Genomic DNA, 24,787 nt, shown 5'->3' with positions numbered 1-24,787 from the left:
CCGAAGTTGTTGATTCGGGAGCAAATTAGATGAGGCAACAAACCAATTTTAGGGAGCAGTTCAGGCGAGGCAATGCGACTCTCTCCCAGATTGTCGCGCTATAGACCAGCCTTCGGCAGACCCCGAAGTTTGGCGTTCTAGTCCCTCATGTTCCCTGTCAAGGCTGAGCGGTCAGACTCTCATCCGCGGGTTGGATACCGCCTTCCGTGTCTTCGTCTCGGGGCTGTCCTCTGTCTGGAGGGCGGGCGTCGAGCGGGTTGGCTCGGCCACATAACTAGCGACGGGAGTTCCCCACCGTGGCCCCACCCCCAACGCTGTGCAGCGGGTCGGGTCGAGACTATTTGTAGTATGTAGTATCAGTTGCCACGCGGATCAGATCATGAACGAGCCGCCGTTAACATCTATCGTCGCACCAGTGAGGAAGGCAGCGTCTTCAGATGCCAGGTAGGCGACCGCAGCGGCGATGTCTTCGCCGGTGCCAAGTCGGCCGACAGGAATGCGGGCGACGTAAGCCTGGTTAAGCTCGGCACCAGCTGCGGCAGCCATTGGTGTTTCGATGCGGCCCGGCGCAATGGAATTTACCGTGATGTTCGCTGAGCCAACTTCAACGGCGAGGGTGCGGGCAAGGGCCATCATGCCGGCCTTGGACGCGGCATAGTGGGCTCCTGCAATCTCGGTTTTCGTTCGGCCAGCTACCGATGCGATGTTGATGATGCGGCCCCATTTTGCCGCCCGCATGTGGGGAAGGCAGGCCCGGCAGCAAAGGAAGGCGCCTGTCAGGTTAACTTCCAGAACCTGACGCCACTCCGCGGCGAGCATCTCCTCAACCCTTGCCTTCCGTCCGCAGTGTTTCGGAGAGATTCCAGCGTTGTTGACCAAGATATCGACCCGCCCGAACCGGGCCGCTGCGGCCTCGACCATTCGCGTGACATCAGTGTCTTTGGACACATTCGCACGTACCGCCAAGGCCCGGCTAGTATAGTCCGAAGACAGGGCGGAAATGCTGGCGTTCAGGTCGCTCTCGGAGAGGTCCGCCAGTACCACATCTGCACCGGCGCTGATAAATCGCGTGGCAATCGCGAATCCGATGCCCCGCGCCGCGCCTGTCACCAGAGCCACCTTGCCGGCGAATGTGGTTGCCTGTGAAATCTGGTCCACGATCTACTTCCTCTTTGTGGTGACGGGTACAGCGGCGAGCAGAACGACCCAGCAGACAGGGGCGGGGCGTCACGGCGTCCCTTCACGACCTGGCTCGTTGCGTTCTCCGAAGTGGAGACTGATTAAATTTTCCCAGTAATACCACAACATATATTGACTATATGTGAATTATCATTAGACTTCTTGATGTGAATTTAACAATCATGGATGCATGGTGATAATTCCTGTTAAAAAACAGAGGCGGACTGCCCGGTGTGGACGTTTTCGCTTGGCACTCAAATGGGGTCTTCCTCATATGTGGAACGGCCGAACGGCCCGGTTAGCAAGGCATTTATTGCGCAAATCCCCGTGGGACGGTGCAGTCATATGTCGGCCTACCTAACGCGGCCTATGACCGCTGGCCACGATGATATCCGTGATGCCGATCGCCTTATCACTTTGCCGCGCTCGATGGCGCATTGACGAAGACGGTCTGATCGGTATCGAGATTTTCGCCCATTTGGCACCTTGCCGCTTGATCCGGCGACAGAGCGCCGGAACCTCTCCTGTTTCTACGCTTTCATCATAATCGCCGGCATCTGGTAGACCCCTCCCTTGATGAGAAGTGCCCATATTATTCGGGCGATTTTGTTTTGCTAAAGCAACGGCGGCGACCTTGAACGGTCTTCGTGCCATCAAGAAGACCGCCCAAGCCGGCAGCTTTGCCCCACGGCGTGCCAGCTTCAGGATTGATGTCGCGCCGACGATGAGCAAGTGCGCAACTGCTTGCCGCCCTGCTTTGATATCTTGCCAACGCGCTCCTTGCCGGCGGGAATGTGCCCGCGGCGTTATGCCGATCCAGGCGGAAAAGACCCGCCCCGTTTTGAAACTGCTAGGATCCTGCACCGAACGCCCTGACGGGGGGCTACCCCCGAAATGCTGGTCAACTCCGGGCAGCAGCATCAGCCTTCACGCGACCCGAACGAATTCAAGGACGCTCGCGCTCAAGCGGCACATTAATCCCACGCGCGTGCCGATCGAGACAAGCTACCGCTTGCGAGAACCTATGAACCTATGCCAGTCAATCGGGCTGGTTGGCGCGCCCGAGCGCCGCGTGCATGTGGATGACTGGGAGAGCGACATCCACGAGCTCTATCGCACCGCGCAGGACCTTTTCCTCGAGCGGGTGCAGACGAACACGCTGGCCACCCTGCCTTTGCAAACCACCTCCCGTCATCGGTCCGGAACATCAGAGGCCGCAAATTGTTCCCGTTCGCGCGGAGTCGCAAAGGGCGTGATCGGCCAATCGATTAAGTCGACGGCACGCTGGAGTATCGCTTTGGTCCGAGCACGACTCGGTGAAGCGGCGATGACATATCCGATGCAGTCGCGAGAATCGCCTTTCGTGATGATCGGCGTCTCGGGCTGAACGTAGAATCTAACGTCGGCGACACCTGGAATAGCAGCCGCCCGACCGTCACCATCGATCCGCTCAAGGATGCCATCGCGATCAGCGATCAACTTCCGGGCAGTCGCAATGTGCGAATGGCTCTTGACCAATTTCCATTCATCGCCGATGACAAGCTTGACGTGCTCGGTGATAAGATCGACGCCGCAAGCGAGCTGGACCAGTTGTGGGTCGGGAGCACCGCCAAGACGCGGATTGACCTCAATCATGGCTGGGCCGCGCTTTGTCCATCGGAATTCAATGTTTGTTGGCCCCCACCCGAGGCCTAGAGCTTGCAAGCAGGTTAGCGAAACATCGGAAATAAGTTCACGCTGCTGATCAGGTAGCAGGATCGGAAAAGTCAACTCCCGAGAGACGAAGTGCGGCGGGGGACCGAACTCACTCTCGGAGATTCCAACAATCTCACTGCCCATTATCTGAGCATTATAAAGGGGGCCTTGTGCGAATTCTTCGATTAGTATCCTTGGCGATGACCGCCATATGTACTTGCCCTTCAGCAGATAGGTCGTGTGTTCGATCAACTCATCGACACTGCGGCACAATCGGACACCCTTGCTTCCGCTCCCTTCGGCCGGCTTGAGAATCACCGGCAAACCAATCTCAGCGGCAAAAGTTTCTATCTCCGTCGCATTTGCTGCCAAGCGATAAGCAGGCATTGGAACGCCGGCCTCCGTCAAGATCTGACGTTGGACGAACTTGTCGCAGCACCGTTCAATCGATGTTGGGTTCGGCCCCGGCAGATCGAAATGTCGGCAGAGCTTGGCAACTGCCATATAGACTAACTCGTCGTCGCCCGAGAAGCCAGTAATGCCGGCAATGTCATACCCGGTCCGTAGCTGGGAACATTCGTGGATCATTGCGTCGAGATTGTCTGTATCGACACGGATTGCCTGAACACTTTCCGTCGCAACGTAGTCGTACTGAGCTGGATCAGCGGACAGAGTAATTGGATGAAGGCCGAGACGCCGGGCTGCTTGGACGTATGCTAGACCATTACCCTTATGGCCTTCAATCAGGATAAGAGCTCTTCTTGCCATTGGTTTGTGACTCCCACGTTGCCGGCTGGACGGCACCCGAGACAAATCGGCATCAGCTTTGTCAGCCGACCCCCCGACCTCAGATATTGTGGTGAATTTATCATCGTCGTCAGTTTTTGGTCGCAAAGGTTCTGTAAAGTCTTTTTTGCAACTCTGTTGCAATAGTAGATGATCGTGTCTCAGGAAATGGTATAGTTGAAGGCGTTGGTCGCCGCTCTCCGGCAGGAAGCCGTACTGGGAAGGCTCACTCGTTAACCTGGATTCGGAGCCTGTGTAGGCGTCAACCGTCGTGAAGCCAAATGGCTTCTCGGCGATGTCGTGGTTGTCTCCACGCAGCAAATCAGCCGCATGTGTTTGCATAACGATCGTTCGCGATATGGCGGACCGTCATGCGCGAATGGCAGAATCTTGCCGAAAAAACGTTTGGGGCGGTATGTCTGGAATTCAGCTCTTAGGGATCGATGACACATGCAGGCCGGCTACGCGTACGTTTCGATGGATGGCCAGAACTTGAATGAATCGCGGGCGCATTAAGTTGGAAGGGAGGCGCGACCAGCTCGATTTGTCTTCGGGCGCGATCTTCATCTCCTGCGCAACAGCGCTCAGAACCGGCGGCGCGAAGAACAGCCCACCTCTTCCGTGCCGTTCGCCGCCGGCGACGACCTGAACACCCGTTGCAAATGCGTCGGTGATGTGCTCCTTCACCTTGGCCACGGCCTCGTCCTCGATGTTGGTCCGATCGCCACGCCGTTCTCGAAGCCGTCTCCGACATTGAGGTCTGCCGATGCGTTTTGCCAACGCCGCCGCGAAAGCATCATGACGGCCGCAAGTAGAGGAAGGCTGTTGCCGATTCGATTTCTGGCCTCGGCGCCCTTCCATAGCCGTCTGCTGCGGCTGATCCAGGCAAAGAAGCGTTCCACAACCCAGCATCTCGGTGTTGGATCTGTTGCAACCTTTTGATTACAGCGCTCTGGTAAGGAGCCTTCGATCACTTTCGGAAGGTTGCAATGTTCAAAGCCCGTCAGTTCGACCAGTCGTGATCCTGCTTTGCGTGCGCTGGTATCTGGCCTATAATCTTAGGCTGCATAATCTTGATGAGATAATGGCCGAGCGCGGCATTACGGTCGATCACACGACCATCCCCTGCTGGACCGTTCGTTTCTCGCCCTTGTTGCTCGAGCCCTTCAACCGGCGCAAGGGTCCGGCAAATGGCATGTCGACGAGACCTACATCTCAAGTCCCGTGGCCAGTGGATGTATCTCTATAGCGCCCATCGGCGATGTCGGTGACACAGTCGAGTATGGTTCAGCGAGCAGCGCGATCTGCCGGCGGCCAAGCGCTTCTTCAGGCAGGCGCTGGAACGTCATGGCCGATCGGATGCGTCGTCATCGACGGGAAGCCAGACCAACCACGAGGTGATCGGTTCCTGCGACACCACTCTCATGTTGAGCGCTTATGAGGAACGGATATACATTGCGGCGAGAACCGCTGCCGCCGGAACGGGTCCGACGGCAGCCATGCTCTTAGGTTACTCGAAGTTTGGCAATTGGCTGATGACAAAGGCGCCACGAATTTCCCTGCGGTTCTCAGCAGTTCAGATGGTAATGATCTCGCGAGGCGTGTTGGTTAGCACCTCAACACCGGTCTCAGTGACGCGGATTGACTCACTTATCATATACCCGAAATCCTCATTGAACCAGTTGCCAAGCATGAGATGAAAGGTCATGTTCGGTTTTAACTCCGTCATGTCACCGTCTTGGAAGCTTGCGGTCGGCTCGAGCCAACCAATTCCGTGGGCATAGCCGCATCGCGATTCTTTTTTGAAGCCGTGCTTTTCATAAGTGCGATAGAAAGCGTTCGCCACATCGCTGCAGCTTACCCCCGGCCGGATTGTCTGAAGTGCCGCTTCCATTCCGGCAACGTGTGCATCGTGAACGCGGGACAAATGCTCCGAGGGGTTACCAATAGAGAAGGTCCGCATAAGTGCGGCTGTATAGCGATGGCGAACGCCGGCGAGCTCGATGTTAATTTGGGAGCCTTGGCGAAACACGTCTTCGCTCCACGGAATGTGGGGTGTACCCGTTCGGGGGGAGGAGCAGAGGGCGATTTCGGCAATGTTTGTTCCTGGCTTGCCGTTTGCGCCTCGCGCCAGCGTCCCAGCAATCTCAGCGACTGCATCGGCTTCGCATAGGCCAGGACGGATGACTTCGGCAGCCCGCTTCATCGCCGCATCTGAGATGGCAGCAGCCTCCCGCATTACGGCGATCTCAAGATCTGATTTGACGAGTCGGATCCAGGCTACGGCGTTGGAGCAATCCACGATCGTGGCGTCTGGGAGGCGAGTCTTGAGCTTGGCTACCGCCTGAGAGCGTAGGTCACCAAGTTCAATACCCACGCCGCAGTTTGCGAGACCCTTCTCGTGGAGGAAATCGACGATCGCGTCGTAGCCATCCATGTTAGGAGTGCCGATCAATGCTTCCGGATAGGCTATTACGTTCTCGCGCCTCATGAACGTCTGATGAATCGCTGCCGGTGCATCCATTTGGCGCAGGATGAAGATGGGCTCTTCCTCGTGAATCGAAACGACGAGTCCTTCGGGCACATAGCCAGACGGAGTCGTGTAGCCCGTCAGATAGGTGATATTGTTTGTATTAAACACTATGAGCGCCTCGATCTCGCGCCTGCCCATCTCTGACTTGACGGCTGCGAGCCGGCGTAGGAATTCCGCTCTCGGAAAGGCTTGCGGGGCTTTGGCTATTGGCATTATTTACTCTCCATTTTCAGAAATGCGGCCTGCTTGGGCTCGCGACGGCGCTTAGAGTCTGTTTTGAAAAATCAGGGATGGGCGTTTCTGCGGACAAGATTGCCGCCCATAGCGACGAGGATCATGGCGTGAGAGACGTCGATGCGCTTCTCGTAGTCGCGCACCAGGCGGCGCCATCTTGTCATCCAGCCGAAGGTTCGCTCGACGACCCAGCGGCGGGGGCAAGACTTCGAAGCCCTTCTGGTCGTCGGATCGGCGGATGATCTCGACCACGAAATCGAGGTAGGCGGCCTTATCTATGAGCTTCAGCCGATCGTAGGCGCCGTCGGCGAACAGGTGTTTCACCCAGGGCCAGCGCTTGCGGATGCCGTCCAGAATCGCCTGAGCCCCGGCACTGTCGGAGATGTCGGCGGGGGTGAGGTTGACCATCAACAGCCGCCCATCGGTACCGACGGCGATGTGGCGCTTGCGGCCGACAATCTTTTTCCCGGCATCGTAACCCCTTGTGTCCGCTTGCGGAGCCTTGACTGACTAGCTGTCGATCACGCCCCCCGTGGAACTGGCCTCGCGCCCGGCTCGCTCGCGGTCCAGCATCAGCGCCACGTCGTGGATGGTCTGGAACAGAAAGCGCCGCGCCAACTCGCGAAACCAGCCGTAGACCGTCTGCCAAGCGCCGAAATGGATCGGCAGCATCCCCCAGCCGCAACCCGAGCGCACAAGGTAGCGCACCCCGTTGATCACCTCACGGAAATCAACCTCGCGCGGACGGCCGCGACGCCCAGGTTGGGCATCAGCGGAGCGATCTGTTCCCACTCCTCGTCCGTCAGATCGGATGGGGTAGCGCTTGGTCTTCTTGGCGATCTTGGCCATCCGGCAACGGCTCTGTTCGGTCCACATCCACAGCTTGAATCATAAACCAGCCTCCGCCGAAATCCCAATTTTTCCGATTTTCCAAACGGCCTCTTAACGGGAGATAGCCCGTGCGGAAGGAGGCATGCCCTTTGGGCGACAGGGTTCAATGGAGAACGAACAGGCAGGGCACCGGCACGAGAGTACTAGCAGCGATCCTACTGAAGCAACCGTGGCGACGATCTGGTGGCGAATATCTTTAACGTTGTTCTTCCTCTGTTTTTCACCCCTCTGATGGTCCGCTAATCCTCCAACATCTACAAGTATAGTCCCACAAGCAATGATTTCTCATCAAAAATGCGCGTCTGGCGAAATGGTCGTTTCAAAGCGCCGCCAGCTACTCTGAAATACAGCTCCCATCCCGAAAGTGATGCCAGCTGCCTAGCCAGTAGATGCGCGGCTGAGTTGCCACGGTATGCCAGATAAGCGAAATGTGCTTCGCCATGGACCGCCGTGCGGTCCGCTCGGGCGCCAACATCGGCAGCCACTCGTGCGGCCTGCCAAGCGAAAAAGCCGCGAGGGCATCGAGCGCCGATTTCGCATCGCTATCTGAAAATCGCAGATGGATGAACACCTCGCCGATCCGCTACAAGCGCCATCGTTTCCCACCGCAGGTCATCGCCCATGCTGTTTGGCTCTACTTTCGGTTTCCGCTGAGCCTGCGCCTTGTCGAAGAAATGCTGCTGGAACGCGGCATTGTCGTCTCCTACGAGACGATCCGCCGTTGGGCAAAGAAGTTCGGCCCGGACTACGCCCGTCGCCTCCGACGCAAGCAGCCCAGCCGGGCGACGTGTGGCACTGGACGAGGTGGCCATGCCATCGCCGGCAAGAAACACTGGTGGTGGCGGGCCGTCGATCAAGACGGCTATGCTCTCGACGAGATCGTCCAGAGCCGGCGCAACACCAAGGCGGCCAAGTAATTGCTGACCAGGGCTGCTGACCAAGCAGGGCGTCGTACCAAAGCGGATGATCACCGTTCCTACGGGGCCGCTGCGAAAAAGGAGCGGATGATGCAGGGCTTCCGATCGCCAGGGGCGCTGCAACGCTTAGTCTCGATCTTCTCAGCACTCAGAATCTCTTCGCCCCAGCCCGCTCACAAGGCTCCGCATTCCAAATTCGCCACCACCCCCTCCAGCCCCTGGCGGAGTGGAACAGGGTGGCTGGGGTCAGCTGAAATCAGCGCCGCAGGTCTTATCGCGTTCTTATCCAGACATCGCGACATCGCCGCGGCGCGCTCTAGGTTGCCTATCTCGGCCTGACGCCGCGACGAAAGCAGTCCGGTGAAACGGATCAATGGGCGCGTCTCTCGCTGGGGAGATCGACTGTTGCGAACCTATCTCTACGAGGCGGCCAGCGTGCTCCTGCACCGCACGAAGAAATGGTCCACACTGTAAGCCTGGGGGATGCGCTTGTCGAGACGGATCGGCTTGAAGAAGGCAAAGGTGGCGGTCGCACGGAAGATCGCCGTTCTGCTTCATTGCATTTGGGTTGACGGCACCAGCTTTGAGTGGGGCGGCGAAAATATCGCGTGACAGATCCGCGCTCGATCCCAATCGCGGGTCCGCTTCCGAAACCCGTGATGTCCCCGCCGGGACGGTGGTTGTGGTGACCTCGTTGAATCGGCTGACGTCCACTTCGAACTTCGTTTGCACACGTTGAGGCGCCCAACCCGGACATCATCATGAGGCATTCGACTCTCGGAAAGGACCATGACCCCGGCGATGACAGAGCGAAACTCGGATTGACAATCACCCGCAATTAAAGGGCCGATTCACATTGCAGGCTTGCGCTGGCGCACGGGGTCAACGCCAATCAGTTGCGCAACTGGGTGGCGCTACGCCGACGCCTGCAAGCGACCGAGAAGGAATTGACGGTATGTCGAACATCACGCCGCTGGCCTTCGTTCCGGTGGTTGCGGTATCTCCGACTGCACGACGCCGGCCCCGTCGGCTCGGCCGACATTTGCGGTTGAAGGCGTCGGCGTTGCGATGTTCCGGCCGGCTGATGATCTGCGCGGCTATCTTCAGCGGGTGCCGATCGACTTCCGTGCGGGGATCAACAGCCTTGCGATTCCGGTGGAGCAGTCAATGCGGCTCAACCCGTTCGAGCGCGCGGTGTTCGCCTTCTGCGCCTGGCAGCACTGAATCGGGGGGGATACATACGGTTGCGATGGCTGCAACGGCAGAGGCGATGCCCGCCAAGACCATTGTGGCCGACAACGATTCCGTGATCACCATCCCCGCAATGGCCGCGCCCAGTGGGAAGCCTGCCAGGTTCAGGCTGATCGAAATAGACAGTACGCGGCCAAGCTGTTGCGGATCGGTCCGCCGTTGGCGTAAAGCCAGCGCCGCGACATCGATAGGGCCGGACATCGCGCCGGCGAGGATCAGGCCGCTTGCTAGACCGCCGAATCCGAACTCCGCCGCAATCGGCCATGCCGCAAAGGCGGTGGCCACCATTCCGGCGGCCATGAAATGGCGCTCGCGTCCGGTAGTGTGCATATGCCCTGCGAAGAGGGCACCGACAGCTCCGGCAACACCCACCGCAGCCCACAGAAGCCCTGTTACTGAGCTGCCCGCCGCCGTCGCGAAGTGATCGGCGACGAACACCGGAATTACGACGGAGAGCGCGCCCCATGTGAGCTGGTACAGTGAATAGGAGATCGCCAGGGCGCGTAGCGTCGGCTGTCGCGCCAGTATCTGAATGCCTTCGATCGTTTGGCGCAGGAAAGATGTCTTTGTGGAAGCCAATCCCGGCAAGCGTTGGACGTGGGACAAGCAGATCGCTGCACTTGCATAGGCTGCCGCGATCATAGACATCGCAGCCTCGGGCCCGAGCCAGGCAACGACCACGCCCGCGCTCGCCGGCCCAACGACATCGATACTGGCATAGACCGCAGTGTCCAGCGCATTGGCCCGGTCAAGGGCGTCAGGCGCGACGAGTCGCGGCAGTAGAGTGCGAGTTCCCGCGGCGCCCAAAGGGCCGGCGAGCGAGAACAGTGTTACCAGGATGAACAGGACGGGCGGACTGGACCAACCGACCAAACCGGCGAAGCTGATCGCGGCAATGAAGACAGCGCTGGCGACCATGTTGATCTTGACCGCAGTTGTCGGCCCCACGCGATCAAGCAGAACGCCCGCGACAGGGCTGACAATCAGGCCAGGAACGATCGCTGCAAATGTAAGCCACCCTGCCAGGGCCGGTGACGAAAACTGCGCCAGCACGAATAGAACCAATGTGACGACAAACATGCGACTGGCCAGACGGGACAGGGTCGCAGCGAGGACCAGAGGGAATAGGCCAGGAATCTTCAAAAGACCGCGGTATGAGTTCATTGGTCCATCTTGCCCGGCGGTAATCGAACGAACAAAATAAGGCTGCGCGAGCCATCAGGCTGCTTCCTGCCGCCTCTTCCGCCAAATGACTGTTTCTAGGGCAGCAGCTTAGGCAGCTTCGAGATAGGCATCTTCTGCGTCTTCGCGAGGGAGCGCAGAAGGGGCCATCTGCAGTACTCGCCGGGGCACGACCCAGGCGCGCCGGCACAGTTGGACCTTGTTCATATATGCACTCCTTCAGACAGTGGTTTGTTTATCAATAAGTTCTTTCACCCTCGTTTTGCGGCGCACCTCAGCCTGCGTCCAGCGTTCCGATATGTCGGCGCATTTCCGCTGCGTATCCCGAAGGAGCGTTTTTGCCACGGAAAGCTGAGCGTCAGTCGAGCTTTTTCCAGGTCCTCCTCCGAACTGCAGAGCATCCCTGCACTCTTCAAGACTCGCCGGTAATGCCCCAGCGAGATGGCTGGCCAACTCGCTTCGGCGCTCCGCGACGGTGCTATCCTGAGAGAGGCGCTTGGCGATCCCGCCAACTAGCGTGTGGGCCTTCCTGAAAGGAACCCCTTGCGTCGCCATCCGTTCTGCGGCGACTGACGCCATCGGTGACCCGTCTTCCAGATGTTCGCGCATCGACTTCACGTTGAAAGACATAAACTTCACGATAAGCGATGTGAGGGTTATCGCCCGCTTCAGGGCATCTTCCGCAAGGCCCAGCGGAGAGCAGCCGTAGTTGCTTGCTTCGATCGAGTTGCTGAAAGGCGCTTTACAGGTTGCAGTTGCCGCAGCAACATATGCCCCGAGCACGGTGCTTGCCGACCCCTTGATGTGCTCAAGCAGAAACGGGTTCTTCTTGTGGGGCAGCATAGAAGAGCCGCCGGCGAGATTGTCGGGAATGTCGATGAGAGCGAACTCGCGCGTCGTCCAAACCTGCAGGTCCTGGGCCACACGACTGAGCAAGATTGAAACGCCAGCGAAGACTGAAAGCCCTTGCAGGTGATGATCGCGGCTTGCAACCGCATCAAGTGAGTTGAATGACGGTAGTTCGAATCCCAGAAAACTTGCGATCTTCAAGGGATCTATTGGGAGGCTGGTCCCTCCACCGGCACCAGCTCCCATGGGGCAGTTCCTGATATCTTCCAGCAGGCAATGAAGGCGCTGGCGCTCACGCGCCAGAGCGAAGAACACGCCGAGCAGATAGTGCGCGGGCGACCCAGGGAGTGCGATCTGGTATTGACTGTACAACGGAGCCACAAGCCTCGATGCTTCCTCCACTCGCTGAAGCAGGGCATCTTGTGCACTTCCTATTTCTTGCGAGATGGAACGCGCAGCTTCCCGAAGGACCAGGAGAGTAATGGTCGCGTTCAAGTCATTGCGGGATCTCGCCAAGTGCAGCCAGCCTGCCTTTTCCGGGCCAGCTCTCGTGGCAAGTTCGGCCTCATAGGCAAGATAGAGCCCACGAGGGGCCTCGCGGCCCTCCAAAGACTGAAAGCCCTCCTCCTGAAGCTCCAAGATGTGCTTCAGGAGATCGGCAGCGTCTGCCTGGCTGACCAAGCCCTTGTCCGCAAGCATCACCAGATGTGCTTCGTCTATGGTCGCCTGGTGCCGCAGAAGGCGACCATCCCGCGAGATTTCGATAGGCGGAGCGAGCAACTTCATCGCTTCGGGATGCAGATTCCACCTGCCATCGCTTGATTCAGCGACTTGCGTGATGGCCGTTTCGTCAGCTGCCTCAATTTCGACTGCGATGGAGTCGATCATCCGTTGCGCTGCCGCGACGGCGACATTCAGTTCATCAGCAACACCTACGGAGTAGGCTACCCGGTCTCTGAAGTCGCCATTGATTTGGACTTCCTCCCCCTCAGATTTCAGAAGCCCCGCTTCACATACTGTAGGCTCTGAATTTCGGGAAAAGCCGAGGCGTTTGAGCTTCCCGGACTTGTGAGCAAGTCGGAAGCGGATGGCTCCCGCCCTTGCGCTCGCGTGTGGAGGCGTGAACCCTTCTCCAGCGTAAAGTCTAATTACCATGTCAAGGATTGACGTTCCCAGGGCGTGGGAGAGCATGACTGGAATCATCCCTCCAGCCAGCCTGGGGTTCACCTCGATGATGACGGGCCCCGACTCCGCTATCACAAACTCCACATGAGCCGGTCCGAAATTCAGGCCCAGAGCCGATACCGCGCCCGCGGCAAAAGAGGCCAGTTCTTTGAGCGATGACTCGGGTAGCGGGGCCGGGAAGTCGTGCCCCACCTCGACGAAGCAGGGAGGCGGCCCTTTGTGCTTGGCTAGAATTCCAAGGCAGTGCTGTGTCCCATCATACGCAATTATCTCTGCGGAGTATTCCTTACCCTCCACATATTGCTGGATCAGGATGTCGGGGCTGGCCAGATCCACTTGCTCCGACAATACGCCCTTTGCACTCTCAAACGCCTCAATCGCGGCTGATGCACTATGGCACAACCGCACGCCGCTACTACCGCTTCCGGAGACCGGCTTCACGACGACCGGCAGAGTAGCGTGGGCAAGAATATTCTCGACGTCTCTGACGCAACTGGCCAGCCGTGTTTCAGGGATCGTGATCGATTGTCGCTGTAACTCGGCCGCTTGCTTCCATTTGTTCCGGCATGTGGCTACAGCCTCCGAGTTCGCTGTTGGTAGCCCCATCTCCTTCGCGGCACTTGACGCTGCTTCCACAAAATAATCCGACGAAGAATATATGCCTGCCAAGCCTCCTAATTTGACAGCGACCCCGACGAGTTCATCCGGACTACGCGTTTCAGCTTCGATCACTTGAGCGACGGAGTCATTCAGAAAGCCATATCGGGCAGGATTGCGGGTCACGAGATACGGCTCAAAGCCTAGCGCACTGGCGCGTTGGATCAATAGTTCGCCAGTGCCCGTCGTGTTGCTTTCGACGAAAAGGAAGCTACCTCGGTTCATCTTGAAGCATTCTCCAGCGCGTTTAAGACATCTTCCCGACTTCTCCGATGCCAATGGTATCGGTTCCATGGCGGGAGAGCGGTCGAGGGATGCTCTTCGCTGAACGGAGCGTCCAGAAGAACACCTTCATGTAGACATCCGTTCTGCTTAAGCCACTCGTGGTCATAAACAGCTTCGGCGTAGCGGTGGCCCTCATCGGGACATATGACGACTACGGTCTCTCTTGGATACTGCCGAGCGTGCCAACGCCCAACGATGTAGCTCGCCCCGGAGGTCGGACCAGCGAAAACGGCGTGCCGCTCGTGGAGGGTATGCGTTGCAGCAAATGCCAGCGGAGCCGAGATGAGATGCACCTCGTCATATAGTTCATGCTTCACGTTCTTGGGGACAAGACTGTTCCCCAGCCCCCGCAGTTTCCGTTCGCCATCCGGTTGGCCAAAAATGACGCTATTGAAGGTATCAACTCCGATCAGGCGCGCGCCAGGGGCTGTTTGGCGGAGGCGCTCTATCGTTCCGCAAGTAGAGCCTCCTGACCCCACAGAACCGACCAAAGTTATGTTGGCGCCTAGCATCCCCGATATTTGATCAGCGAATATCTTATAGGCTGCTGGGTTGTCCGGTGTTTCGTATTGCCGAGGCCAGAAACAGGATTGACCCAACTGTCTCATCCTAGCGTGTAACGCGTCGAGGCGGCTTCTTTGATAGCCACCCTGCTTCGCCTTTTCGGTTATTATGAAAACTTCGGCTCCCAAGGAGCTCAACCTGTTTTCCAGGCCTTTGTCCATCACTGGGTCTGTGAAGATTTCGAGCTGGAATCCGCGTTCCCGGCAAACTACGGCCAATCCCAGTGCGAATGTCCCGCTGGAGGTCTCGAGAACTTTCATGCCGTCCGTCAAAATTTTTCGGGCGAGCGCCTGGTCAATAATGTACTTCGCAGGCAGAAGCTTCATGAACGCGAACTGCGCCAGATAAAGATTTGGCTCACACCTAATAATACTGGGGAGAGCATAGGCGTCAGAATAACCGTGAAATGGCAGGCGTTTGCGAATAGCGTCCATAATGCTTACCTCACCGGCAGCCGGTCATGGTGAGATATATTTTAGGCGAATTGTCGAGCGGAGATACATGCGCGAGCACGGACCTAAGCTTCCGTGGAAAGTCAGCCGCCGTTCGATCAAGCAGGATCCCGATCATTGTGCCGCTGTGCGCGACTATGACCCCAAGAGCGCCAGTGGCCTCGGATGCTTTCAGCATCGAGTTCAGATGCTTCTTTGGGACCCGCTCCTGATGCAGCAGCGCACTGGCCGTAGCGATTCTGCCTATTGCGCCCGTGTCTCCCCGCGGAATTGCTATCCGTGCGCGGTCGAGTAATTTTTGATATTGTCCTCTGTGCCTGGCGGAGATTTCACCTCGCCGATGATCATAGTCGACGGTTTCGACCGTCCCTCCTTCATCCACACCAACAATTGCAAGCGGCGGCATTTGCCCAAGGAAGGAAAGAAGGCTACACGCTCGCTGCTGATATGCGACCACCCCTGGGTACATCACCCCGTCGGATGGCTCAATCTCCGCCATTAGCTTCTCGATCAATGATGTCCGCACTTTACGCTTGAAGCAGCAGGCGATCGATCGTGCAGCCGCAACAAGGTCCGCAGACGAACTCGCCAGGCCTTTGCCTTCGGGGAGCTCAGATTCCAAAAGGAGAATTCCTCCTGAGGCGCCGAGCGCAATTACAAGCTTCTCAGCCAATTGTTTTGCTTTGGCTTTATGTGACGGATAAACGGTTACGGATCTTGTGCCTGCGATTGGCATGAAGTGAGCTCGCGCAAAGCGCGCGATGGGCATCGTGACCAGGAAGTGAGGATCGCGGCGAAAGGAGCCGACCGGTAGCTGGCCTTGCAGCAACTCGCCGAATGTGCCGCAACAAAGAGCGTCTCTAGAATGAACCTTTGGCTGCTGCCCGTCCTCCGCGACGATCTGGGTCGCGCCTGCGCTATCGAACGTCTGGTAAAGCATGTATGGCCTCCACACTTCATCGGCGGCCGCTTCGAGAAGGCCTCTCGACGTGTTCGCCCCGGATCCCGGAGGGCCGATGGAATCGGTAGAATTTTGGATCGCCATATCACTTCTCTGCCAGGTACATTCAAGTTTGATTTACCGCTCTGAGACGAGAACCGGATCATCGGACGACGGACTCGCGTCTCAGTTGAGATACTTTCTAGTATTACGGCGCCTAGGTGCCTGACCTCAGACTTTGGGGTGAACGTAGCATTGTCAGCGATTTAACATCGTGAGCATTCTGTTAATTTATTTGTAGGATATGTTGCGCTGTTTGAACGCCGGCGTGGCATGCATCGTCTCGGCGAATTTCGGTCCCTATGACGTTCAAGGACGCCATGCGGTGAGTGATCCTGTTTTTGTTTTTGCGTGGCTGGTTCTGGCCGTTCAACGTGATTGCTTGCGCCGCACGTACAGCGCAGGTCACCCCGCGACAGATGCTCCGCCGATCACTGCGTCGTCCACGCCCCTACCGGAGGCCATGCCTTTGGGCAACGCGTGCGATCGCGGGCAGTAGTTGACCTGCCAGCGCGAGACCCGTGTCTGAGCGTCACGTCACATCGGTCAACGAGCGCCGGTCTGAAGGCTCTCCGACCACGATACGCGCCTTCCGTCTCGAACGCTGCGGCCGCCCGTCAGACCGTCGACTACCCCAAACCGGCCAACACAGCCATCGTGGTATATTCTGCCGTGTAAACACCTCTCGGTAGAGCCAGAGGCTCCTGTGCGTGACTGCGCTAGCGCCATGAAGAGCCCGGCCCACGGCCTGAAGCGCCGGGCTCCCGCAGGGGTCTGCATAACCGCAGGTCATTGTTGCTGCTTCGCCGGCTTCTTGAGCACTCGCAAAATCCAGTAATCTGCGTCCTCCTCGCCGAGGAACCGGCCGTCGTTCAGACGCTGCGCCGGTGCGAGGACTCCCGCCTCCTGTAGACACATCACCTCGTCTTCGAACGGCATTGTGCCCGCATAACTCTTGCAGGAGCTTGCGATCACGAACCCGTTCGGACGCGTGACCCGCGCCAACTCGCGCAGCGCATGCGGGTCGACATGCCCGAGCGTGAATACACCGCAGCAGACGGTCATATCATAGCTCGCGCTCGAGTAATGCGAGAGGGGCCTGTTCAGGTCAATGTCGTCTTCAACGGTGCGATAGACGCCGGTTTCGCGCGCCATTTCGGCCATCGCCTCGGAGAGATCGAAGCCGTCGATCAAGCGGAAGCCGAGGTGCTCCAGTTGAATGCCAACTAGACCCGTACCGCAGCCAGCGTCCAGGATTGCCGTGGCTGCTCGCTCTTTGCTGATATATGACGCCTGAACTGCGCCCGCCAGTTCGGCCACGATCGAGGGGCCGTAGTAGTGTTCGCGGTCGACGTCCAACTCGTAGGAATCCGCCCATTCGCGATAGTACTGCGCCAAGCAATCGGCGTCACCGTCGAGCGCATGTGCAGCCTTGATCCGCTTTTGCGCGGCTTGTCGAAGTACGTCGCGTTGATCAACGGTGTCCATGTATTTTCTCCATATAGGGTCGGAACTTGGTCCAAGGAAGTCCGGCAGCCAAGAACCCTCTGCCGGTTCACGAAATGCTTCGACTATGATTTTGACTGCCGGCCGGTTGAGGTACTTCTCCTTGAATTCTATATATTGTCCACGCGATGCCAATGATTATTGCCCCCCCTTCTAGAGAGCAAACATTATAGTTGGGTCGGAGCACTAGCTGGCTTAGACATCGAAGCATTGTCTTGCTGCTAAAGCTGATCCGATTGAGATCGCACAGCCGACCATAAGGTCCAACCATTACAAGCATGTGGCACGGTCCCTTCCGCAAAAGTCGTGCCAACTCTGCAGAACAGGTCACAGAAAAGTTTCTTCATTATTCAAATGGTTACATCAGGGCCTGTTTATATTCATGATTGAACGAAGCCGCTGACGCGGCATTTGGTGCACCGGTTTGCGAATGACGCTTCTGTTTTGAAGGATTGCTGCTGTTGAAGCACAACCTTGAGAACTGGAGCAATGAGATGGCCGAGTTGAGCCCGCTTCGCCGGCGCATGATCGAGGACATGACGATCCGCAATTTGTCGCCGGCCACGCAACGATCCTACGTGCACGCGGTAGCGAAGTTCTCCCGCTACTGTGGCCGATCTCCGGACCGGCTTGACCTGGAGGACGTTCGCGCCTTCCAGGTGCATCTGGTCTCGACCGGAATCTCGTGGCCGGCGCTGAACCAGACGGTGTGCGCACTGCGGTTCTTTTACGGCGTGACGTTGGGTCACGCCGAGATCCCTGAGCGAACCGCCTATGCGCGCGCGCCACGCACGCTGCCGGTGGTTCTCAGCGCTGACGAGGTTGTCCGCTTTCTCGAGGCGGTGCCGAGCCTGAAGACGCGCACCGCCCTGACGACGGCCTATGCCGCGGGCCTTCGCGCTTCGGAGACTGTCGGACTGAAGGTCGGCGACATCGACAGCGGACGCGGCGTGATCCGGATCGAGCACGGCAAGGGCGGCAAGGACCGCACGGTGATGCTGTCGGCGCAGCTTCTGCGCATCCTGCGGGTCTACTGGCGGCTGGCGAAGCCGCAGGGCTGGCTGTTTCCAAGCCGGGATGCAAATCGACCCATCGACGTTCAGGTATTGTACGCGGCCTGCCGCTCGGCGCGTGCGGCCGCCGGCATCGACAAGCCGCGTGACGGTCCACACGCTCAGGCACAGCTTCGCCACGCATTTGCTGGAGAACGGCACCGACATTCGCATTATCCAGGTGCTGCTCGGCCACAACAATCTGTCCTCGACGGCGCGCTATACCAAGGTCTCGAACGGCCTCATCCGGCGCACGACAAGCCCGCTCGACCGGTTGAACATCGAAGTCGTGCCACCGGGCTGATCGGTTCCGCCCATGTCGGCGAGACTGGAGGTGGCGGATATCTTCCGCCGCCATGGCGAGGCGTATCGGCAGGCTCATGACGGTCATCTCGGACGCGTCGAGCGCCGGACGATGAGCGCCATCGAACTGTGCCGGACCGCCGAACTGGGCGGCCATGTCGAGGGCTGCCGGTCCTGCGGGGCGATCCGCGTGGCCTACAATTCCTGTCGCAACCGGCATTGCCCCAAGTGCCAGGGAAAGGCCTGCCGGGAATGGCTCGCCGCGCGGCAGGACGAGCTCCTGCCGGTTCCCTATTTCCACGTGGTGTTCACGCTGCCGGCCGAGATCGCCGCGATCGCCTTCCAGAACAAGGCGGCGGTCTACACGATCCTGTTCAAGGCGGCCGCCGAGACGCTGCGCACGATCGCCGCAGATCCCAGACATCTCGGCGCCGGGATCGGTCTCATCGCGGTGCTGCACAGCTGGGGCCAGAACCTCACCTATCATCCCCACCTCCATTGCATCGTCCCGGGCGGCGGCATCTCCCTCGATGGAGGGCGATGGGTCACCTGCCGGCCAGGGTTCTTCCTGCCCGTGCGTGTGCTGTCGCGCCTGTTCCGCCGTCGCTTTCTGGAGGAACTCCGAGCGGCCTATGATGAGGGTCGGCTGGGCTTCTTCGGCGATCTCGCCTACCTCGCAAAGCCTGATGCCTTCGTCTGCTTGCTCGCGGAGGCTCGTCGTCGTCAATGGGTCGTCTACGCCAAGCCGCCCTTCGGCGGGCCGAAGCAGGTGCTGGCCTATCTCGGCCGCTACACCCATCGCGTCGCCATCGCCAATTCCCGACTGATCAGCACGGCCGACGATCGGGTCGCGTTCCGCTGGCGGGACTATCGCCAGCGCGGCAAGACCAAGATCATGACGCTCGACGCGCACGAGTTCATCCGTCGCTTTCTCCTGCACACGCTGTCTGACGGTTTCCATCACATCCGCCACTACGGCTTCCTCGCCAACGGCAATCGCGCCGCCAAGCTCGACCTGTGCCACAGGCTGCTGGCCGGATCGCAGCAGAACGATCTCGAGCCGGATGCCGAAAGCGCCGCTGTCGCCGCCGAGCGCCTTGATATGGCGCATCGCTGCCCATGCTGCGGAGAGCCAATGATCACGCTCGCCATCTGGCGGTGCGGCCAGGCGCCGCCGCGCCCCTTCTGGAACGACACCTCATGATCACGCCGGGTGCGTCCACATCACCCGGGTCGGTATCCGTCGCCATGCGCGCCGGCACCCCGACCCTTGGCCTGCCGCACAAAGCCGCAAGCAGCCAGCCCGGCGATAGAAAGCACTGCAGCCTATTCGACGGCTCGCGCCACCACGGTTCCGCCTTCCACCGTGCCATCCTTCGCTGTGGCCACATCGTGATCGCCCTTCATCAGCATGGCGAAGACGATCCCGACCGCTCCTCCAGGCTACACATAGCGCCAGACCTCCCGCGGCTTCGTTCAATCCGGCTTGCAATGAGGTCCGAAGACTAGCGGGTGTGCTGCGTTGAGCATGCGGACCTCACAGAAGCCTCCAGATTCCCATTCTGGCTTGATCGTGATTCAGGCTTTGGATGGAGCGATTCGTGCTGACGGACGCCCAGTGGGCGAAGATGAACCGCATTGTCTGGGTAAGCCAGCGGATCCTGGGCGAAGCGGCCACGACAATCGCCTGTTCCTCGAAGCGGTTCTTTGGATCGTGCGGACTGGCAGTCCGTGGCGTGATCTGCCTGCCCTCTTCGGAAAGTGGAACAGCGTTTTCACGCGATACCGAGGTTGGGTCAAGGCCGATGTTTTCATTCGGCTTTTCGAGGCTTGCTCGGACCAGCCGGACATGGAATACGCCATGGTCGACGCCACCATCGTCAAGGTCCATCGACACGGCCAGGGCGCAAAAGGGGGACTCAAAGCCAGGCCATAGGTCGCTCCAAGGGCGGTATGACAACCAAAGTCTTGGCGCTTACCGACGCGCTTGGCAATCTCGTGCGCTTTGTCCTGCTGCCGGGCCAGCGCTTCGATACGGTCGGTGTCGAACCGCTCATCCAAGGCCTCTCCTTCGGCGCTCTGATCGCCGACAAGGCCTTCGACAGCAACACCATCATCGCCGATCTGAGCGAGCGTGGCGCCAAGATCGTCATTCCCAGCATCCGCGCCGAACAAAGCCGATCCCGCGTACGACATACTGAAAAGACGCTGTCACATGGCTTTTGAAAGGCTACTCAGTTTACGGGCAGTGACCACAATGATCAGGACGTCAGAACAGCCGTGACCTTGTGTGCCGAAACCGCCGCGTCTGGGGGCGCGCTCGAACCCGCAAGGCTTGCGCTCAGTAGGACGGAGATGGAGAGTGGCCACACGTGTTCGCTAATCAGCCGTCCGGTTGCTCAAGCGAGTAGCCGGCCGATCTGATGGTACGAATGACGCTGCCGGGCGAGGCCACCTTAAGCGCCTTTCTGAGCCGAATATATGAACGTCGACGGTGCGCACACCGATATGGATATGTATAGATTGGCGTAACAACATTTGTCGCTGATCCGACAAAGCCGACAGAAGGTGTGAATGGCCTAGATTTGGCGAACCGCCGACAGCATGGCGAGCTTCGAAATGGGGGAAAGATAACTGGCGCTCTATTATGCCTCACGCGATCGGCGGCAGGAGCATCCCAAGCGCCATCTCAAAACCTTTACCGGGATTCTGCAGGCGGACGCCCACCGCGGCTAAATCCGCTGTTCAAGGTGGATTGCGAACCCGTTCCACTGACCCAAGCGCTGTGCTAGGCAGATCATGGTCGAGTAGCTATGTCATACGGCTTCGCCCTCACAGATCCGGGCGGGCGGATTTCCCGCACCCGGCTCCTCCCGAGAGTAACCCGCGTCATCCGAGCCTGCGCCCAAGTTCAAGTTAAGCGAGGGACTGGCAAGGGTCGGCGGCCGCTCTGGACGTCACACCACAAACTGTCTGCGATTATCTCGCACGCGGCTGGCTCAAGGGGCGGCAGCTCACGAAGGGGCCGTGGCAAATTGAACTCTCAGACGACCAGATCAACACTCTGCGGACGGATCGCACGCACCAGGCGATCAAGGAAGGGGGCGGACAGCTTCGATAACCCAGCCATGACGCTCGCCGCAATAGCGAAAGCTGTCGGCGCAGATCCGCCATCGAAGTCAAACGCCAGCGGGGTAGGCCAGCTTCATACGCGACATGGACTTGTCGCGGAGCGCCAATCAGAAACCGGCGAAGCTCTTGCCGTCTCATCCTGATCGCTGCGCCATACCTACGGCTTGGGGCGCTGCACCTGGCGCGGGGTCTGCCACTTCAAGACAAACACCTATGTCTGGTCCTTTGTGGTGGCTTACAATCTCCCACTCTTCACCCGCCTCAAACCGGTCTGACGCCACTCATCGGGTCGCGTTCAGTGGCACGGCGGCAGGCGCTGAGCAATACCCTATCTAGCATGGCCGCTGCAAATGCTCTCGCTCGTCGATTGGCACACTTGTGCCAACACGCGCTGCCAAGCAGCACCGGTTGCGCGGCCAGAACGACCCTTCAAACCCCAGAAAACCGGCCTTTATTTACACGCACTAGCTATGTCTCGAATTGACTCACAAAGCTGGGTGACCTCTTCCAAACTATGATCCGCGGTAAGGCATACGCGCAAAGCAGCCTTGTCGCGGGGCACCGTCGGATAAAATGCTGCAGCCACATAAAAGCCACGCCGCAAAAGCTCTGCCGCCGTATCTACCGCTGCCCGAGACTCACCAATCGGGACCATCCGGATTGGCATTCCGTCACCTGACGATTGCGTCGGCATTTTCTCGTCAAAAGCTTGAACAATCCTACTCAGGCGGGCTTGGCGCTCACCCAACTCCGCAGAACGATGAATCTCTGCTGATGCTAAGGCACCTGCAATTCCGGCCAAGTCTGGTCCCATCGAGAATGCATGCGGGACGGCGTAACGTCTAAGGAGTTTCTCCTGCTCTTCCGTCCCAAGCATGAGAACACCGCCGGTCGCTCCGAAGCCCTTGCTCAAAGAAGCCGCGATGATTGTGTTTTCGCCTAGATCTGTGATTTGGGATTTGGCATATCCTTGGCCATGCCTTCCGCGGATTGAGATGCCATGCGCATCGTCGATGTAGATGAAAAGGCCATAGCGTTCTTGGAGACGCAAAAGCTCACGGATTGGGGCATTTCCGCCCATTGAATACACCCCATCGCAAATGTAGGCGACGCACGTGTGCTTCTGACAAATACGCTCCAGTTCCTCAATGTCGTTGTGCCTAATTTGCAGAACCTCTGCATCTTCGGCCACAACAGGCTTGTGGTATGCCAAAGTGGCATGGGCAAATCGGTCGAACACCACTATCGGCTTGCGCCCGCTGGTGAAAGCCCCGCATGCGAGTAACGGAAGCGCGCTCATGTTCGCCGTTAGAACCAAGGAGTATACGACAACCCGTGCATCGAAAAGTTCAGATAAGCTGTATTCGAGATCTCGGGTTAGCGAGAAATTCAATCTCGTGCGTGCACCGGACCACTGTATCGAGCGATATGACGCTAATGCTGCTATCGCAGCGTCCACGATCATCGGATGGTTATCAAGCCCGAGATAACTGCCTCTCGCGAATTCTATCACCGATCGTCCCGGCTCGAGCTCCACGTGTCGCCGCTCAAGCGAGCGGGCATACAGTGTCATTATTCCTTTGGAGTACGCATAGTCGAAATCTGGTCTAGACTTCTCAATTACGCTGGCAAGATCACGAAATGTCTGCTTGTCCACATGACTCTCCATCAAAGATAATTTACGCTTGTGGTCATCGGCAACCCCGCCACGCAGCCAATGTGTCCTTCAAAAGCCGTGCCAACTTTGCAGAAGGGAGGCCGAACTAAATCTTCTTCTTGTCTGTCAACCACTTGATCAGGATGCAGCAGCGATCAGACAGGTCCCGCTACGTCGTGGGCTCGACAAACCTGACAAACGTGTCAGTTGCGGGTTCGGAGGCTATGCGAGACACCGCCGGTTCTGTACTTTCTTAACGGGATGCTGGTCCATGCCCATTTCTGTGCGGCAAAGCTGCAAATAGCGATCGTCCGAACGTCGTCCTCAGAGAGGACCACACCCGAAAATGCCTCTACCGGGGACATCTAACATCAAATCGACGGTCGATTTAGGTATGCGATGATGGGCATGACGACTATTGCCGATCCACTTTATCGCCGCCACTGTTTTCCCGCTGATGTGATTGCCGTGCGGTCTGGCTTTATTTCCGGTTTCCGCTCCAGCTTGCGAATGGTCGAAGATTTGCTGGCTGCCCGGGGCTTCACGGTCTCCCACCAGACCGGTGAAGCTGTGGGCGGAGGAATTCGGAAGGCACTTTGCCAATGACATCCGGAAGCGCTCAGCCGGAAAGCTCGGCGACGAATGACATCTCGACGAGGCCGACATCACCATTCGGGGAAAGAAACACCGGCTTCGGCGTGCGGTCGATCAGGACGGTTTCGTTCTCGACGTTCTGGTGCAAGGCCGCCGCAATGCCAGGCTGCGAGGCTCTGATGCGAAAGCTTCTCGAACGTCAATGCCGCTCGCCGCGTGTGATGGTCACTGACAAGCCTCGATCCGGCGATGTCACGGTGACGGTGTGTGAGGAGAACATTGCGATAGACGCGGGTGGATGAACACCTCGCCGGTCCGCTACAAGCGCCATCGTTTCCCACCGCAGGTCATCGCCCATGCTGTTTGGCTCTACTTTCGGTTTCCGCTGAACCTGCGCCTTGTCGAAGAAATGCTGCTGGAACGCGGCATTGTCGTCTCCTACGAAACGATCCGCCGTTGGGCAAAGAAGTTCGGCCCGGACTTCGCCCGTCGCCTCCGACGCAAGCAGCCCAGCCGGGGCGACGTGTGGCATCTGGACGAGGTGGCCATTACCATCGCCGGCAAGAAACACTGGTGGTGGCGGGCCCTCGATCAAGACGGCTATGAAGAGTCGATCGATTGAGCTGGATGGAGCTCGAATTGACCGGCCGCTTTACACTGCCAGTCCCTCGCATAACTTGAACTTGGGCGCAGGCTCGGATATGATGCGGGTTACTCTCGGGAGGAGCCGGGTGCGGGAAATCCGCCCGCCCGGATCTGTGAGGGCGAAGCCGAATGGCATAGCTACTCGACCATGATCACGACGGAAATTTGCAAGTTGCGCAACGCACAGTTCAAATCGTTGCCTACTTTGGTGCAAAACTCCGTCAAACTTTGCTACTAC

12 protein-coding genes and 11 pseudogenes are annotated in these 24,787 nt (G+C 58.5%); 10 read left to right on the top strand and 13 right to left on the bottom strand.

Annotated features, from left to right (window positions below; all coding sequences use genetic code 11):
- Positions 1-372: 372 nt before the first annotated feature.
- The 5 genes and pseudogenes from AC0L2U_RS33510 to AC0L2U_RS33490 all read right to left on the bottom strand — a co-directional run.
- The gene (locus tag AC0L2U_RS33510; RefSeq protein ID WP_473603538.1) at positions 373-1,158 is read right to left on the bottom strand and encodes an SDR family oxidoreductase; all 786 of its coding nucleotides are present in this window, start codon (positions 1,156-1,158) and stop codon (positions 373-375) included.
- 551 nt (positions 1,159-1,709) lie between these two features.
- Positions 1,710-2,106 (bottom strand): annotated as a pseudogene (locus AC0L2U_RS33505) (transposase); the annotation flags it as partial.
- Between the two features lie 264 nt (positions 2,107-2,370).
- Positions 2,371-4,002: an ATP-grasp domain-containing protein gene (locus AC0L2U_RS33500; protein ID WP_473603537.1), complete on the bottom strand. Its 1,632-nt coding sequence runs from the start codon at positions 4,000-4,002 to the stop codon at positions 2,371-2,373.
- Between the two features lie 84 nt (positions 4,003-4,086).
- Complete coding sequence (locus AC0L2U_RS33495; protein ID WP_473603536.1) at positions 4,087-4,440, bottom strand: aldehyde dehydrogenase family protein; 354 nt, start codon at positions 4,438-4,440, stop codon at positions 4,087-4,089.
- 2 nt (positions 4,441-4,442) lie between these two features.
- A pseudogene (locus AC0L2U_RS33490) lies at positions 4,443-4,577 on the bottom strand (IS5/IS1182 family transposase); the annotation flags it as partial.
- A 72-nt stretch (positions 4,578-4,649) separates the two neighbouring features.
- Between AC0L2U_RS33490 and AC0L2U_RS33485 the strand changes: the two are divergent.
- Positions 4,650-5,081, top strand: a pseudogene (locus AC0L2U_RS33485) (IS6 family transposase); the annotation flags it as partial.
- Between the two features lie 155 nt (positions 5,082-5,236).
- On the opposite strand, the gene AC0L2U_RS33480 reads toward AC0L2U_RS33485, so the two are convergent.
- Both AC0L2U_RS33480 and AC0L2U_RS33475 read right to left on the bottom strand, forming a co-directional pair.
- Entirely contained in the window at positions 5,237-6,406 is a 1,170-nt protein-coding gene (locus tag AC0L2U_RS33480; protein WP_473603535.1) for a M24 family metallopeptidase, read from the bottom strand.
- Between the two features lie 71 nt (positions 6,407-6,477).
- Positions 6,478-7,303, bottom strand: a pseudogene (locus AC0L2U_RS33475) (IS5 family transposase).
- 578 nt (positions 7,304-7,881) lie between these two features.
- Between AC0L2U_RS33475 and AC0L2U_RS33470 the strand changes: the two are divergent.
- From AC0L2U_RS33470 to tnpB, 3 genes and pseudogenes are all read left to right on the top strand, one after another.
- Positions 7,882-8,489 (top strand): annotated as a pseudogene (locus AC0L2U_RS33470) (IS6 family transposase).
- A gap of 69 nt (positions 8,490-8,558) precedes the next feature.
- Positions 8,559-8,847 (top strand): annotated as a pseudogene (locus tag AC0L2U_RS33465) (transposase); the annotation flags it as partial.
- Between the two features lie 456 nt (positions 8,848-9,303).
- Positions 9,304-9,459 carry an IS66 family insertion sequence element accessory protein TnpB gene (gene tnpB / locus AC0L2U_RS33460; protein WP_473603534.1) on the top strand — a complete coding sequence of 52 codons (156 nt, stop codon included), beginning with the start codon at positions 9,304-9,306 and terminating at the stop codon, positions 9,457-9,459.
- Here tnpB and AC0L2U_RS33455 read toward each other — a convergent pair.
- The 5 genes from AC0L2U_RS33455 to AC0L2U_RS33435 form a co-directional block, all read right to left on the bottom strand.
- Positions 9,400-10,650 carry an MFS transporter gene (locus AC0L2U_RS33455; protein WP_473603533.1) on the bottom strand — a complete coding sequence of 417 codons (1,251 nt, stop codon included), beginning with the start codon at positions 10,648-10,650 and terminating at the stop codon, positions 9,400-9,402. The genes tnpB and AC0L2U_RS33455 overlap by 60 nt on opposite strands.
- A gap of 237 nt (positions 10,651-10,887) precedes the next feature.
- Positions 10,888-13,584, bottom strand: coding sequence for a lyase family protein (locus AC0L2U_RS33450; protein ID WP_473603532.1), 2,697 nt, complete (start codon positions 13,582-13,584; stop codon positions 10,888-10,890).
- Positions 13,581-14,642 carry a cysteine synthase family protein gene (locus AC0L2U_RS33445; RefSeq protein ID WP_473603531.1) on the bottom strand — a complete coding sequence of 354 codons (1,062 nt, stop codon included), beginning with the start codon at positions 14,640-14,642 and terminating at the stop codon, positions 13,581-13,583. The genes AC0L2U_RS33450 and AC0L2U_RS33445 overlap by 4 nt, the downstream gene beginning before the upstream one ends.
- A 10-nt stretch (positions 14,643-14,652) precedes the next feature.
- Positions 14,653-15,600 (bottom strand): GHMP family kinase ATP-binding protein, encoded by a 948-nt coding sequence (locus tag AC0L2U_RS33440; protein ID WP_473603530.1) that lies wholly within the window; start codon positions 15,598-15,600, stop codon positions 14,653-14,655.
- An 849-nt stretch (positions 15,601-16,449) separates the two neighbouring features.
- Positions 16,450-17,148 carry a class I SAM-dependent DNA methyltransferase gene (locus tag AC0L2U_RS33435; RefSeq protein ID WP_473603529.1) on the bottom strand — a complete coding sequence of 233 codons (699 nt, stop codon included), beginning with the start codon at positions 17,146-17,148 and terminating at the stop codon, positions 16,450-16,452.
- 512 nt (positions 17,149-17,660) lie between these two features.
- On the opposite strand from AC0L2U_RS33435, the pseudogene AC0L2U_RS33430 reads away from it, so the two are divergent.
- The 4 genes and pseudogenes from AC0L2U_RS33430 to AC0L2U_RS33415 form a co-directional block, all read left to right on the top strand.
- Positions 17,661-18,522, top strand: a pseudogene (locus AC0L2U_RS33430) (site-specific integrase).
- Between the two features lie 12 nt (positions 18,523-18,534).
- Positions 18,535-19,725: an IS91 family transposase gene (locus AC0L2U_RS33425; RefSeq protein ID WP_473603528.1), complete on the top strand. Its 1,191-nt coding sequence runs from the start codon at positions 18,535-18,537 to the stop codon at positions 19,723-19,725.
- A 385-nt stretch (positions 19,726-20,110) separates the two neighbouring features.
- Positions 20,111-20,681, top strand: a pseudogene (locus AC0L2U_RS33420) (IS5 family transposase); the annotation flags it as partial.
- Between the two features lie 477 nt (positions 20,682-21,158).
- Positions 21,159-21,310, top strand: a pseudogene (locus AC0L2U_RS33415) (IS66 family transposase); the annotation flags it as partial.
- Positions 21,311-22,104: 794 nt separating this feature from the next.
- On the opposite strand, the gene AC0L2U_RS33410 reads toward AC0L2U_RS33415, so the two are convergent.
- Positions 22,105-23,310 (bottom strand): aminotransferase class I/II-fold pyridoxal phosphate-dependent enzyme, encoded by a 1,206-nt coding sequence (locus tag AC0L2U_RS33410; RefSeq protein WP_473603527.1) that lies wholly within the window; start codon positions 23,308-23,310, stop codon positions 22,105-22,107.
- A gap of 408 nt (positions 23,311-23,718) precedes the next feature.
- Here AC0L2U_RS33410 and AC0L2U_RS33405 point away from each other — a divergent pair.
- A pseudogene (locus tag AC0L2U_RS33405) lies at positions 23,719-24,149 on the top strand (IS6 family transposase); the annotation flags it as partial.
- A gap of 53 nt (positions 24,150-24,202) precedes the next feature.
- Positions 24,203-24,508, top strand: a pseudogene (locus AC0L2U_RS33400) (IS6 family transposase); the annotation flags it as partial.
- Positions 24,509-24,787 lie beyond the last annotated feature (279 nt).

The organism is Mesorhizobium sp. WSM4808 (assembly GCF_055811675.1).
This window is presented reverse-complemented; position numbering and strand designations above follow the sequence as displayed.

Excerpts from the sequence above, each read along its gene's own strand:
- AC0L2U_RS33500 (WP_473603537.1), bottom strand. The coding sequence starts at position 4,002 with ATGCAAACACATGCGGCTGATTTGCTGCGTGGAGACAACCACGACATC.
- AC0L2U_RS33425 (WP_473603528.1), top strand. The coding sequence starts at position 18,535 with ATGTCGGCGAGACTGGAGGTGGCGGATATCTTCCGCCGCCATGGCGAG.
- AC0L2U_RS33445 (WP_473603531.1), bottom strand. The coding sequence starts at position 14,642 with ATGGACGCTATTCGCAAACGCCTGCCATTTCACGGTTATTCTGACGCC.
- AC0L2U_RS33455 (WP_473603533.1), bottom strand. The coding sequence starts at position 10,650 with ATGAACTCATACCGCGGTCTTTTGAAGATTCCTGGCCTATTCCCTCTG.
- AC0L2U_RS33450 (WP_473603532.1), bottom strand. The coding sequence starts at position 13,584 with ATGAACCGAGGTAGCTTCCTTTTCGTCGAAAGCAACACGACGGGCACT.
- tnpB (WP_473603534.1), top strand. The coding sequence starts at position 9,304 with ATGTTCCGGCCGGCTGATGATCTGCGCGGCTATCTTCAGCGGGTGCCG.
- AC0L2U_RS33440 (WP_473603530.1), bottom strand. The coding sequence starts at position 15,600 with ATGCTTTACCAGACGTTCGATAGCGCAGGCGCGACCCAGATCGTCGCG.
- AC0L2U_RS33435 (WP_473603529.1), bottom strand. The coding sequence starts at position 17,148 with ATGGACACCGTTGATCAACGCGACGTACTTCGACAAGCCGCGCAAAAG.
- AC0L2U_RS33480 (WP_473603535.1), bottom strand. The coding sequence starts at position 6,406 with ATGCCAATAGCCAAAGCCCCGCAAGCCTTTCCGAGAGCGGAATTCCTA.